Genomic DNA, 13,238 nt, shown 5'->3' with positions numbered 1-13,238 from the left:
AGACGCGGCGCTTTCGCGAGGCCGCGCTGCCGCACCTCGACGCGGTCTATACATTGGCGCGCTATTTGCTGCGCGATCCCTCCGACGCCGAGGACGCCGTGCAGGAATGCTATCTGCGTGCTCTGAAGCATTTCGATGGCTACCGCGGCCCGGCGATGAAGCCATGGCTGCTTGCGATCCTGCGCAACGTATGCCGCGCCGAATTCGCGCGGCGCGCGAGTGCTCCCAGCGAGCCGATCGATGAAACCAGCGACAAAGTCGAACAGCCGCCCTTGTGGAGCGAGGCGCAGGAAACCGTGGAGGCGCAAATGATGCAGCGATCGGACGCCAGCACGATCAGGCGGCTGCTGAACGCGCTCGCCGAGCCGTTTCGGGAAACATTGGTGCTGCGTGAAATCCAAAATCTTTCCTATCGCGAAATCGCAGATGTCGCGGAAGTGCCCGTTGGCACGGTGATGTCTCGTCTCGCGCGCGCCCGCGCCATGCTGCGCTTGGCATGGTTGGCGGAACAGGAGCAACCGAAATGACCTGCGACGACGCCGAGGTTCTTCTTCACGCGCTGATCGACGGCGAGCTCGACGCCGGGCATGCGCGCGAGGTGGAGGACCATATCGCCACCTGCCCGCGCTGCGGCCAACGGCTTGCCGCCTATCGCGAGATGAGTAAAGCGATCACCGCCGCTGATTTGAGTTACACGGCGCCCGCCTCGCTGCGTCGGCGCATCGAGGCGACGCTTCCGGAAATGCATAAGCCAAGCCGTCGCGCGGTACTGCGGGGCTTTGCAATGGGATCGGCCGTCTCGGCGATCGCGGCGAGCGGCATTGTTGCTATCGTGCTGCGCAGCGATGATGAAGCGCGGATGAAATCGGAGATCGTCTCGGCACATCTGCGGTCGCTCCAGGCCGGACATCTCACCGATGTACTTTCGACCGATCAGCATACGGTGAAGCCGTGGTTCAATGGCAAACTGGATGTTGCGCCGCCGGTCGTCGACCTGACGGCTCAGGGCTATACGCTGATCGGCGGTCGCCTCGATTATGTCGATGCTCGCGCAGTCGGCGCCATCGTTTACCGTCGTCGGCTGCATGTCATCAATTTGTTTGTTACCCAGACCGCCAGCACCGAGCACCGCCCCGCCCGAACCGAAACGTTTCAGGGATTCAATATCAGGACCTGGAGCGACGGCGGGCTGAACTACTGGGCTGTCAGCGATCTCGCCGCCGATGAACTTGCGGAATTCGGCGACAAATTCCAGGCCGCAATGAGAAGCAATGCTTCGGGATGAGATCGAAAGGATCATTGTCTCGAGGCCCCTCTAGCTTTCTTGTTTGCCGAGTTGGCCATGGATTGCTTCGTTGCGTTCGCTCCTCGCGATCACGGCCTGCACTCTTTCTTCTTCTTATCCCTCCCACTTTGTGGGCGAAACGAGCAGAGCTCGCTCTTGGGGTGGCTGGCCGAAGGCCAGTCGGAGGGGTTGTTACGTCGCACACCGAAACACCCCCACCCGTCACATCGCCCGCCTTGCTCGCGACGTGCCCTCCCTCCCCACAGGCACAGGTGGGAGGGATGAAGACCGCCGACGGCGTGGCACTGTACGAAACGACAGGCGCGGATGTTCACAGCACGCCTCCGCGATCTCGCCGCGTGATCCGCGCGAGTTTTGATAAACGTGAAGCGCACCTGAAACACCAGAGGGCGCAGGGAATGCCGGACGCTCGATGCACCCGCAGCCTCGCATGCAAAATAAAAAAGCATACGAGCATAGTCACCACGGTCACGCCGGATACACCCGGCATTCCCCGCGCAATGGTGTTAACGGTTTCCTTCGTGCTCTTCCCGGTGATCGGGCTTGGTTGTCACCGTCGCCAGTGAGATACCTCTCACTAACTTGAACGCCAGCGTCGAGGCGTCAGAACCACACGACTTCGCCGTCCGCCTCACGCGCTGTTCGTCCGCAGCACATCAGCGTCCATCGCATCCCACCCCGCGTTCGTGACGTTGCGCAACGCCCCTCGTCTGGAGCAGGACCAAATCGCTCTATTCCTGCGTCTAACCTCGCGTCAAGCGAAATTCTGAAAATCCGAATTAAATTCCAGCACGACTGACGGGCAAAAAGTCGCGCTACACGAAGCTTGGCAGCACCACCTCGGCGAGTACGGCACGCGCCACGGCGCTCTGTTCGGTGAGCGGCCGGTGATAGTTGCCGCAGCTGATCGTGACCACGAGGTCGAGTTTTGGAAATAACAACAAGTATTGTCCGCCCCACCCAACCCCGCCGATCCAATGATACGGCTGGGGTGGGCTGCCGGCAGGGAAACCGCCGATGTACCATTGATACCCATAGCTGCGGCTAGCATCGATCGGGACCACGGGCTTGGTGATGCGCGCTATCCACTCGGCTGAAACGATCTGGTCGTCCTTGCCCGAGGCGCCGGCGAGCACGAGTTTACCCAGCTTCAACAGATCGCGCGGCAGTAGGCGCAGCCCCGAGTCCGCGCGGGCCTCGCCGTCTCGTCCGACGGTCCATTCCGCCGGGCCAAAACCGAGCGGGTCAAACAGAGTACGACGGGTGCAGGTCAACAGCGGCTCGCCGTATCCTCGGGCAATGAGTCGGCCGAGCAGCGCCGTTGCTCCACCACAATAATTCCATTTAAGGCCGGGTTCACCGACCATGGGTCGCTCAAGCACGAAGCGCAGACGATCAGGAGCCGCTTCCATGACCATGTCGCTGTTGCGCGGATTGTCGTAGCCCAAAGTGAGTTCGTCCCACTCCAGGCCGAGCGTCATGCTGAGCGCATGATGTATCGTGAGCCGATCGCGCCCAGGCTGGGCGGCGACGTCCCGATATTCCGGAAATTGCGCATAGAGCTTCGCCTCGGGCGGCGGCACCTTGCCCGCAGCGAGAGCAATGCCATAGATCAGACCAACGACGCTCTTCGACACCGAGCGGACGTCGTGCAGCACGTCAGGCGCAAAGTCGATCACCCCAAGCGGGCGGCCCCAAATCTCATCCTCGCCGCGCCCATAATGCTCGAACACCAGGTCGCCGCCGCGGCCGACCAGGAGCGCATGCAAGCCGCTCACTTTCCCGTTCTGAAGCGCCCGCGACAACCGTTCGCGGATGTCTCTCTCGACAGATTGGCCAATCGCGGGCCCCGCAACGAGCCCCGCTGCGATCCCGCCCAGCACGCTGCGACGACTGAAATAAGTCATGCTTCATTCCTGGCGTGAGTAGCGAGCGGGACGCATCAAACATCTATGGTGATGATAGCACATCTCTGAGCGCAGCTTGCCGCCGAACTCCGCGGGACAACCAAGACGCTGTGGCTCAGTCCAGCTTCCGACACAGCACTTAGGCCGACTTGCGAACCGCGTTGTCGACCAGCGTCTTGCCGAGCGACCAGATCGCGCCGGGCACCTTATGGCTGGAGGCGATAACGGCATCAAACGCCGTCTCGATCCAGTTGCAATCCTCCTCGGTGATGGTCAGCGGCGGCAGCAGCTTGATAGTGTGGCTGCCGTGGCCGGAAACCTGGGTGAGGATTTTGTGATCCTTGAACAATGGCACCGTGATGAGCTGGCAGAACAACCCTTTGCTGGCGGTCTCCAGCACGCTCCACGAAGCTTTCAGTCGCAACGACTTCGGCGGACCAAACTCGACGCCGATCATCAGGCCCTTGCCGCGAACCTCCTTCAACAATTCGTATCCCGGAACGAGCCGGGTCAATGCCAGCCGAAGCTCGGCGCCGCGTTTGGCGGCGGCCTCGACCAATTTTTCTGACTCGATCACCTCAAGGGTCGCGATACCGGCGGCCATTGCGAGATCGTTTTTCGCAAACGTGGATCCGTGCACCACGGCCCGGTCCATTTGGTTGAAGATCTTGTCGAAGATCGACTTGCGCGTGAGCAACGCGCCTACCGGCACATGGCCGCCAGACAGGGCCTTGGAGAGCAGCACCATATCCGGTTCGACGTTCCAGTGTTCGACCGCGAGAAAGCGCCCGGTGCGACCCATCCCGGTCTGGATTTCATCGGCGACGAACAACGTGCCGTACTTCCGGCACAGCGCAGCGGCACCCGGCAGGAATTCGTCGCTGGGCATATTGACACCCTTGCCCTGGATCGGCTCGACGATAAACGCGGCAACCTCGCGCGACGACAACGCATGCTCGAGCGCGGCGAGATCATTGAAAGGAATAGACGTGCAGCCCGGCAGCAGCGGCTCGAAGCCTCCGCGAAAGTTGGAATCATCAGTCAGCGAGAGCGCGCCATAAGACAATCCATGGAAGGAATGAGCACAGTAGACGATGCCCGGGCGGCCGGTAGAACCTCGTGCGAACTTGATCGCGGCCTCAACACACTCCGCGCCGGAGTTGGCAAAGAAAACCTTGTCGAGGTAAGGAACTTTTTCCAGCAGACGTTCCGCCAACACGCCGGCAAGGGTCGATACATCGAGCTGAACCAGATTGGGCAGATCGCTATCGAGCACGCTCTTCAAGGCGTGGCGCAAAGCTGGATGGTTCCGTCCAATCGCAAAAACGCCAAAACCACTGAGTAAATCCAGATAGCGTGCGCCATCTCGATCATAGAGGTATTGACCTTGTCCCTTCTGAAAGCCGACGTCGTAACCGATGGTTTTGAGCACCCGTACCAGTTGCTCATTCAAGTGACGCGCATGCATGGAACTGCGCTGCGCCTGACGGTCCACAAACATCTCGGAAACGTCTAGATTTGAATATAGCATCCGCTACATACTTCGGTTGATAGCCATTTCGTCAACTGAATTCGTCAACTGAAAACGCCTGATGCGGCGTTTTGACCCCCAAGCGTTAAGTCACTTAGCAGGACAGAAAATGTTGCACTGCCCGTTCATACGCTCAGCAGTATATTCCGGCTTGTTTTTGGCGACGAGTCTTGCGCCCGCGCTCGCGCTGGATCCTACCGGTGACTGGAAGGTGGCGGACGGCGTTGCCGATATCCGGGTCCAGCAATGTAATGGAAGCATGTGGGGTGCCGTTGTGTGGGAACAAACGCCGGGCGGGCGCGACACACATAATCCCGATGTTTCAAAACAGAACAGGCCCACCCTCGGAATGCCGATCCTGATCGACATGAAGAAGAAGGCTGGCGTCGATCAATGGGAAGGCCAAGTCTATAACGCGAAGGATGGCCAATACTACAGCTCGACGATCAAACCGATCGATCCCGATCATCTCGAGATTCAAGGCTGCGTGCTCGGGTTTCTGTGCGGCGGCGAAACCTGGACCCGCGTCGCCGGTCCGATCCCGTCGAGCCCTGCCAACAGCATGGCGAAGAGCTCGCCGAAAGCTACTGCTCCATCATCCAAGACCGCTGCACCGAAGAACATGGCAGCGGCCCCTAGGACCACCGGGTCTGTCAATGCCGGGGTCAAAGGACAAAAGCCGCCAAATTCCGCGCAGTCGACCGATCAAGTAGGCGACATCTGCCTACTTCCCGATATCGCGGGGTTTACCCATTAGCGCCGGCTGGAACAGCAGCACCGCAGCCAAAGTGGTGACGAGCGACATGGCGAGAAGCTTGCCCATGCTCGCCGTTCCCGGATGACTCGATAACCACAGGCTTCCGAACGCGGTCGCGGTGGTCATCGCGCTGAAGAAAATCGCGCGGGTGAGGCTCGACTGCAGGAGGTTGGTTCTGCCCGAGCGCCAAGCGGTCACATAGTAGATCTTGAACGCAACGCCGATGCCAAGCAGCAACGGCAACGCGACGATGTTGGCGAAGTTGAGCGGCATTCCGATCAGCACGCAAACTTCCAGCGTTACCGCCCCGGCGACCAGCAGCGGCACCAACGTCAGCAACACATCGGTTATGCGACGCAAGGCAAGCCACAACAAGACGCTGATCACCAGCAGCGCGGTGATGCCGGCGTGAATGAAGGCCTTCACCACCGTGTCACCCGATTTGAGGATCGAAACCGGGCCTCCGATCGCGTTCGGCTCGGCCGCCAATACCGCCGACGCGAACTTGCGCAGCGTATCATTGTCATTTGGATCGCCACGCGGCATCGCCTCAATACGCTGCAAGCCGTCCTTGGTCTTCCAGGCACTCACCAGATCCGCCGGCAAATTATTAAGGCTGACCGGCTGAGCCTGAAGCAGATTTCTTAGCTGATCGAACACGATCTTCATGGGCTTGACGAAGATCGCCTGGGTCTTGTCGCGCGTGGCTTGATCGGACTGCGCGAGCTTCGCTAGCGCATCGGCCAGGCGCCGTGATGCGACCGCGCCCGGCCCGTTCTCGTTGCCGGCAGTCCTACGCAGGCTTGCCGCCGTTCCGTTCAACGCCTCGACGTTCTCCTGGTCCGAGGGCGGATCATCTATCGAGTCCGGATTGAGAGCTGGATCAAGAACCTTGGCCCCTTGCGCGATCAGCTTCAGCTTTGCCGGCTGGTCTTCCGGCACAAAGCTGTCCAGCGATACCACCCGCAGGACTTCGGGCAGCTTCTCCAGTCGGGCCTTGATGTTTTTCGCGTCCTCTTCCGAGTTCGTCAGCACATTGATGGCATTGGCGCCCGTGTTGGGGTCCCTTCTCAAATCGAGGAAGGTCGCGATCGATTCAACCTTGGGACTGCGCAGATTTATCGGATTGAAATCAAAGTGCAGGAAGTAAAGCAGCGGCAGGCCGGCGACAGCGACCAGAAGCGTTCCGACAATAATGATGACCCGATGCTTTTCTAGAAATTCATCGACAGGCGCCAGGAACGCGTAGCCGACCGGCTCACTTTCACCTGGCGGGTTAAGCAGCTTCAGCAGCGCCGGAAGAACGGTGATGCTGGAAGTAAAGGCAACCAGCATGCCCACGCCCGCGATCTCGCCCAGTTCCGAGATGCCTTTGTAGTCGGTCGGCAGGAACGACAGGAATCCCGCCGCGGTGGCCATTGCGGCCAGCGAAAGCGGCACCGCTGAGCGTTCGGCGGCCTGCACCAGCGCGCCCCTCAGATCTTCGGTCTTGAAGCGTTCGGAGCGATAACGAACGCTGTACTGAATGCCGAAGTCCACGCCCAATCCAACGAACAGTACCGCGAATGCGATCGAAAGCAGGTTGAGCGATCCCACCATCATCAGGCCGAGCGCCGTGGTGATCGACAGCCCGATAAAGAGATTGGCGAAGACCGCAAAGATGATCTTCGGCGAATGCAGCGCCAGCCAGAGAATGACAAGCACGACCAGGATGGTGCCGAGCCCGTTGACCACCGCGCCGTCCTGGACCGTGGCGTATTCTTCATTGGCGATCGGGATCGGGCCGGTCAGCCTGACCCGCGCGCCGTATTCGCCGGCGAAGTTGAGGTCCTTGGCTGTCTGCCTGATAGCGTCGGTTGCGGCTTTGCCAGGCTCGAGCGCGTTGTAGTCTAGTACAGGTTTAAGTTCGATGAAGCCGCGCCGGTCGGCATCTGTCAGAGGCTTATCGCTGACAAGTTCACGCCAGGAGAAGGTCCCCGAACCGGTATTCAAGACGTGTTCGATGGTGTCGGAGATGAGGTTGAACGGCCTCTCGGTGCTGTCGAGCTTCACCTGTCCGCGCTTGATCCCGGCGAGCCCGGTTTCCAGCGCGCCGGTCAGGCCACGGATGCTGGGATCTCCGGCCATGATTTCAATCAGCGGAGCAGCCGATTCGAACTGCCCGGTCAGCCGCTCCACCTCCGCCTCGGGAAGGAACAGCAACCCATTTTTGTCAAAGAACTCTCCAGCGCCGAGCTGCTGGACCGACTCGAAATTCTTGCTGTCGGCCGACAATTTTTGGGCAAGCGCCTTGCTCGCCGCGCTCGCCAGTTCAGGCGTTGGGCCTTCGACCACCGCCAGGATGGTACGGTCGCGGTCGAACGCCTCGCCGAATTGATTATCGCGCTTGCGCCAATCGAGATTGGACGAAATCAGCGTGTTGATGTCGGTGTTGATCGAGAAGTGCCGGGCCGTGTAGAACCCCGCGCCGATCGCGAGCAGAAGCGCGACCAGGATCGTGACAGATGAAAATCGCGTGCACGCTTTGACGATCGATACGACGGCAGTTGTCAGCACATTTTCACTTTCTAATGTTAACGGCGCGTCCCGCAAATGCCTGCCGTTTATCGGAGCTCAAAGGCCGACCCAATGTTGCTTTTTGATGGTTTTTCCTTGAGGCGCGGAGGCCGGCCGTTCGAAAACGTGGCGGAAGGCGCTGGCGTGCTGATATAGGTGCGACGGGCCTCCCGCAAGGGCGAGACGGGGCCTCGGAAGGCCGTTGTTCGTTAACAATTTTCCGTACTATTATACCTGAACAAGGCCTTCATTTCAGAATCCCGGGCTTTTCTAGCCGGCCGTTTTTTGACACAAAGCCCCGCTCCTCCATGCCTTTAGGAGGAAGTGGGTGCCAATCCGGTCTGGCGCGGATACAGCCGGAACCCCACTTGGAGGAAACTGTAATGAGTTGCTGCAACAGGGATCACGGACGCCCATGAGAGTGTATCTGGCACAGCCGCGCGGATTTTGCGCCGGGGTCGTGCGTGCGATCGAGATCGTCGAGCGCGCGCTCGAGAAGTACGGGCCGCCCGTCTATGTGCGCCACGAGATCGTCCATAACAAGTACGTGGTCGAAAGCCTCAAGAATAAAGGCGCCATATTCGTCGAGGACCTGTCGGAAGTGCCGCCGCATGCCGTCACCGTGTTCAGTGCCCACGGGGTCGCGAGGAGCGTCGAGGAAGAAGCCGCAAGCAGGGGGCTGCCGGTGCTCAATGCGACCTGCCCGCTGGTCACCAAGGTCCACAATCAGGGCAAGCGCTATATGTCCAAGGGCCGGGCGCTGATCCTGATCGGTCACGCCGGCCATCCCGAAGTGGAGGGAACCATGGGTCAGGTTCCCGGCCCCGTGCTGCTCGTCCAGAACGTCGAGGATGTCGCCGCTTTGACCCTCCCCACGGATACGCCCGTGGCCTACATCACCCAGACCACACTCAGCGTAGATGACACAAAAGACATCATTTCCGCCCTTCAGCAGCGTTTTACGGACATTCAAGGCCCGGATATCCGGGATATCTGCTATGCGACACAGAACCGTCAATCTGCGGTAAGGGACCTTAGTACATTGGTTGACGTGATTTTGGTGGTAGGAGCTGCCAACAGTTCCAATTCGAACAGGCTCCGCGAAATCGGCACGGAAGCCGGCGTCGCGAGTTATCTGGTTGCCGATGGCAGTGAGCTAAACCCGGAATGGCTGAAGGATGCCAATGCTGTGGGCATCACCGCGGGCGCCTCGGCGCCCGAAGTGCTGGTCGATGACGTGATTGAAGCTTTACGACGCATCGGCCCGGTGACGGTGTCAGTACTGCCGGGGCGCGAAGAAAATATCGAATTCCGGCTTCCGGCTGAACTGGCGGCAGGCTGATCCAACTCTGGAAAGAAAACTTCGAATGGCAATACCGTTTTTCAAGGAAATGCGTATCGGCGGCTATCTGATCAAGCAGAAGCTGTTGGGCCGGAAACGCTACCCGCTGGTGCTGATGCTCGAGCCGCTGTTTCGCTGCAACCTCGCGTGCGTCGGCTGCGGAAAGATCGACTATCCCGACGCTATCCTCAATCGGCGGATGTCGGCGCAGGAATGCTGGGATGCCGCTGACGAATGCGGTGCGCCAATGGTCGCGATCCCCGGCGGCGAGCCGCTGATCCACAAGGAAATCGGCGAGATCGTGCGCGGCCTCGTGGCGCGCAAGAAATTCGTATCGCTGTGCACCAACGCGCTGCTGCTGGAGAAGAAACTCGACCTGTTCGAGCCGTCGCCGTACCTGTTTTTCTCGGTCCATCTGGACGGGCTGCGGGAACACCATGACAAGGCCGTCTCCCAGAAGGGCGTGTTCGATCGCGCGGTTTCGGCGATCAAGGCCGCCAAGGCGAGAGGCTTCACGGTCAACGTCAACGCCACGATCTTCGACGGCCATGCTGCCGAGGACATCGCCAAGTTCCTCGACTTCACCACGGAACTGGGCGTCGGGGTTTCAATGTCTCCGGGCTACGCTTATGAGCGCGCACCCGATCAGGAGCATTTCCTGAACCGGACCAAGACCAAGAAGCTGTTCCGCGACGTGTTTGCGCTCGGCAAGGGCAAGAAGTGGAATTTCATGCACTCCGGCCTGTTCCTGGATTTCCTTGCCGGCAATCAGGACTACGAGTGCACGCCGTGGGGCATGCCGGCGCGCAACATCTTTGGCTGGCAGAAACCCTGCTATCTGCTCGGAGAAGGCTACGCCAAGACCTTCAAGGAGCTGATGGAAACGACGGATTGGGAGACGTACGGCACCGGCAAGTACGAAAAATGCGCCAACTGCATGGCCCATTGCGGTTACGAGCCGACGGCTGCCGATGCGGCGCTGAACAATCCATTCAAGGCGCTCTGGGTGGCATTGCGCGGCGTGCGAACGACGGGGCCGATGGCGCCGGAGATCAGCCTCGCAAATCAGCGGCCCGCCCAGTACATCTTCTCAGCGGAAGTGCAGAAACGCCTGTCAGAGATCCGCCGTGACGAGGCCCTCGCCCGGGAGCAGAAAGCCTCGACAGCCGCGTAGGCTACGCAGCGCGCGGTTGAAGTCGATTCCGGTCGACACCAGCGCGCGCAACGTCATGGGATTGCGCGCCACACCGCTCAGGACTTTGCGGAGATCGATGTCGCCGTTCGGCTTGATCGCGGCCATCGCCAGCGGCGGCAGCGCTCGGCTGGCGGGGTCGCTGATGACACGGAGTGCCGCAAACGGAAGACCTGATTCTTCGGCATAGGCCGCTGCGATATGGCTTTCCATGTCAACCGCCGCCGCACCGGTCTCAAGGTGCAGGGCAGCCTTGACCGAACTCCCGGCCACGACCTCCTCGACGCCCGCCAGACCGCCCCTGACCACGCGGCTGCTTCCGAGCGCCACGCTTGCAATCAACTCTTCATTGAGCGCCAGACCCGCCAGCCAGCGCGTATCGCCCGCCAGAACCTCGGTGGCGACGACCACATCGCCGGACTTCAACGAGGGATCCAGTCCGCCGGCGACTCCGAAGCTGATAACGCCTCTGATGGTCGAGGGGTCGAACACCGTGAGCAGCGCCCGCAACTGCTGCGGATCACTACTACTGCAGATCACGGTCATGCCGGGCCCCGCCGCGATGCGGGCCTCCTGCACCAGACCAGTCACAATCAATACCGGCCGCGGATCGATTCGTTCGCCCGCGGATATGCCGCTCCCAGCCCCCAACTTCACATTCCGACCCCTACCGCCCTGCTGTTCGTGTTCCTCAGATTTCGATACCGCGCCATCGCCCAGAGCGGAAAGAACTTCGAGTAGCCATGATAGCGCAGGTAGAAGACCCGAGGAAAGCCTGTCGCCGTGAATCGCTGTTCATCCCACAGGCCTTTTTCAGTTTGTGTGGCAATGAGGTACTGGATTCCTTTCGCGACGGCCGGGTGGGCCACCTCACCGGCTGCCATTAACCCCAGCAAAGCCCATGCCGTTTGCGAGGCCGTCGATGGCGCGCCCTCGAATCCGCTGTAGTCGAGCCGGTAGCTGCGGGCGTCCTCGCCCCAGCCGCCGTCTTTATTCTGAATCGACAGCAGCCAATCCACGCCTTTGCGAATCACCGGATCACCATGCTCGACACCGGCGGCGTTGAGCGCGCACAGGGCCGACCACGTGCCATAAATGTAATTCAGCCCCCAGCGACCGTACCATGATCCCTCGGCGAGCTGGGTCCGGCGCAAATAGCCGACCCCGTCCGACAACGGCTTGCTGCTTTGAAGCGTCGCGCCGAGCTGCGCCAGCATCGAGACGCAGCGAGCGGTGACATCCTCGGTGGGCGGATCAAGCAGCGCGCCATGATCCGAGAACGGAATATTGTTCAGGTAATATTCGAGGTTGTTGACATCGAAGGCGGCCCAGCCGCCGTTGCGGCTTTGCATGCCCTCGATCCACTCCCGTCCGCGGGCAATCGCGGCATCGTAGTCCCCGGTTTTGTCGAGGCGCTTGGCACGATCCATCGCCATCACGACGACGGCGGTGTCATCGAGGTCCGGATAGTATTCGTTGTTGTACTGGAAGGCCCAGCCGCCCGGACGCACCTGCGGGCTCTTCACCGCCCAGTCGCCCTTAACGTCGAGTACCTGCTTTGGCTTCAGCCAGTCCAGAGCCCGCCTGGCCGAGGACAAAGCCTCCTCATCACCGGCTTCGAACATGGCGTGGCATGTCAGCGAGGTATCCCAGACCGGAGACATACAAGGCTGGCAATAAGCCTCCTGCTCGCGGATCACCAGAAGCCTCTCAAGCGCTCGCCGCGTGATCGCGCGCGGCGGATAATCCGCGGACTTGCCGAGCGCGTCGTACATCATGATGGCATTGGCGATCGGAGGATAGATTGCACCCAAGCCGTCTTCGCCGTTCAACCGTTCTTCGATGAACGCAACCGCCGCGTCGATCGCGCGTGTGCGCAGTTTCTTCGGGGACAATGGTTCGAGCACGCGAAGCACGCTATCGAGACCGCGGAAGAAGAGAAACCACCCCCAGCTCTGATGCGGAGCCTTTGCCGTCATTCCGATCGAAAGCGGCGGTTGCAGAAACAGTTCGTCGAGGTTGATTGCGTCGGCTTTCTTCGCGCGCGGCTTCAACGCCGCAAGCACCAGTAATGGCACGACCGTGGTTCGCGCCCAGTACGACATCTTGTTGATGTGGAATGGGAACCACAGCGGCAGCAGCATGATCTCGACCGGAATTACCGGCACGCTGCGCCATTTCATCACGCCGAACATCGCCAGCATGAAGCGGGTGAAGACGTTGCTGTGAATAGCCCCGCCACGTGAGCGGATCGCCTCGCGCGCACGCATCATGTGCGGCGCGTCCGGGGAATGGCCCATCATCTTCAGCGCGAAATACGCTTTGACGCTGGCGCTCATGTCAAAGTCGCCTTCATGCACCAGCGGCCAGCCGCCATGCGCTCCCTGAACGCGGCGCAGATAATTGGCGATCTTGCTCTCAAGCACACTGTCTACCGGCTCGCCAAGATAGTGGCGAAGCAGCACATATTCGGCGGGGATCGTCGCATCCGCTTCCAGTTCGAACACCCAGTGTCCATCCGCCTGCCGGGCGTCCAGCACGGCACGCGTGGCAGCCGCGATGCTGGTCTCCAGGGCCTCACCGGGGTGGCTTCCAACTGATTTTTCAACGGAATGCATCAGGCTCGACCTCTGCTGTTTATGCCTTG

At 60.5% G+C, this 13,238-nt stretch carries 11 protein-coding genes; 6 read left to right on the top strand and 5 right to left on the bottom strand.

Features of this window, described 5'->3' with window-relative positions; translation table 11 throughout:
- The 3 genes from VJV58_RS10850 to VJV58_RS10840 form a co-directional block, all read left to right on the top strand.
- Window positions 1–527: sigma-70 family RNA polymerase sigma factor (locus tag VJV58_RS10850; protein WP_324137341.1), on the top strand; the 527-nt coding region annotated here is incomplete at its 5' end.
- Window positions 524–1,285, top strand: a complete 762-nt coding sequence (locus tag VJV58_RS10845) for an anti-sigma factor (RefSeq protein WP_324137340.1) — start codon at window positions 524–526, stop codon at window positions 1,283–1,285. The genes VJV58_RS10850 and VJV58_RS10845, both read left to right, overlap by 4 nt.
- Window positions 1,286–1,566: 281 nt before the next feature.
- Window positions 1,567–1,872 carry a hypothetical protein gene (locus VJV58_RS10840; protein WP_324137339.1) on the top strand — a complete coding sequence of 102 codons (306 nt, stop codon included), beginning with the start codon at window positions 1,567–1,569 and terminating at the stop codon, window positions 1,870–1,872.
- A gap of 249 nt (window positions 1,873–2,121) precedes the next feature.
- Here VJV58_RS10840 and VJV58_RS10835 read toward each other — a convergent pair whose 3' ends face one another.
- Window positions 2,122–3,213 carry a serine hydrolase gene (locus tag VJV58_RS10835; RefSeq protein ID WP_324137338.1) on the bottom strand — a complete coding sequence of 364 codons (1,092 nt, stop codon included), beginning with the start codon at window positions 3,211–3,213 and terminating at the stop codon, window positions 2,122–2,124.
- A 139-nt stretch (window positions 3,214–3,352) separates the two neighbouring features.
- Window positions 3,353–4,744, bottom strand: a complete 1,392-nt coding sequence (hpnO, locus tag VJV58_RS10830) for an aminobacteriohopanetriol synthase HpnO (protein ID WP_324137337.1) — start codon at window positions 4,742–4,744, stop codon at window positions 3,353–3,355.
- Window positions 4,745–4,871: 127 nt separating this feature from the next.
- On the opposite strand from hpnO, the gene VJV58_RS10825 reads away from it, so the two are divergent.
- Window positions 4,872–5,501 (top strand): DUF2147 domain-containing protein, encoded by a 630-nt coding sequence (locus tag VJV58_RS10825; RefSeq protein WP_324137344.1) that lies wholly within the window; start codon window positions 4,872–4,874, stop codon window positions 5,499–5,501.
- Here VJV58_RS10825 and VJV58_RS10820 read toward each other — a convergent pair.
- Window positions 5,469–8,057: an MMPL family transporter gene (locus VJV58_RS10820; RefSeq protein WP_324137336.1), complete on the bottom strand. Its 2,589-nt coding sequence runs from the start codon at window positions 8,055–8,057 to the stop codon at window positions 5,469–5,471. The genes VJV58_RS10825 and VJV58_RS10820 overlap by 33 nt on opposite strands.
- 415 nt (window positions 8,058–8,472) lie before the next feature.
- Here VJV58_RS10820 and ispH point away from each other — a divergent pair, with 415 nt between their 5' ends.
- Together ispH and hpnH are read left to right on the top strand one after the other, a co-directional pair.
- Window positions 8,473–9,399, top strand: coding sequence for a 4-hydroxy-3-methylbut-2-enyl diphosphate reductase (gene ispH, locus VJV58_RS10815; protein ID WP_324137343.1), 927 nt, complete (start codon window positions 8,473–8,475; stop codon window positions 9,397–9,399).
- Window positions 9,400–9,424: 25 nt separating this feature from the next.
- Window positions 9,425–10,573, top strand: a complete 1,149-nt coding sequence (gene hpnH / locus VJV58_RS10810; RefSeq protein ID WP_324137335.1) for an adenosyl-hopene transferase HpnH — start codon at window positions 9,425–9,427, stop codon at window positions 10,571–10,573.
- Here the strand turns inward: hpnH and VJV58_RS10805 are convergent.
- Window positions 10,514–11,248, bottom strand: a complete 735-nt coding sequence (locus VJV58_RS10805) for a phosphorylase (RefSeq protein ID WP_324137334.1) — start codon at window positions 11,246–11,248, stop codon at window positions 10,514–10,516. The two genes, hpnH and VJV58_RS10805, sit on opposite strands and share 60 nt — an antisense overlap.
- Window positions 11,245–13,209 (bottom strand): squalene--hopene cyclase, encoded by a 1,965-nt coding sequence (gene shc / locus VJV58_RS10800; protein ID WP_324137333.1) that lies wholly within the window; start codon window positions 13,207–13,209, stop codon window positions 11,245–11,247. The genes VJV58_RS10805 and shc overlap by 4 nt, the downstream gene beginning before the upstream one ends.
- Window positions 13,210–13,238 lie beyond the last annotated feature (29 nt).

Source organism: Bradyrhizobium sp. (assembly GCF_035273305.1).
In the GTDB taxonomy this organism is placed as follows: Bacteria; Pseudomonadota; Alphaproteobacteria; order Rhizobiales; family Xanthobacteraceae; genus Bradyrhizobium.
Note: the sequence above shows the minus strand (reverse complement) of the source record. Positions and strands in the feature narration are given on the sequence as shown.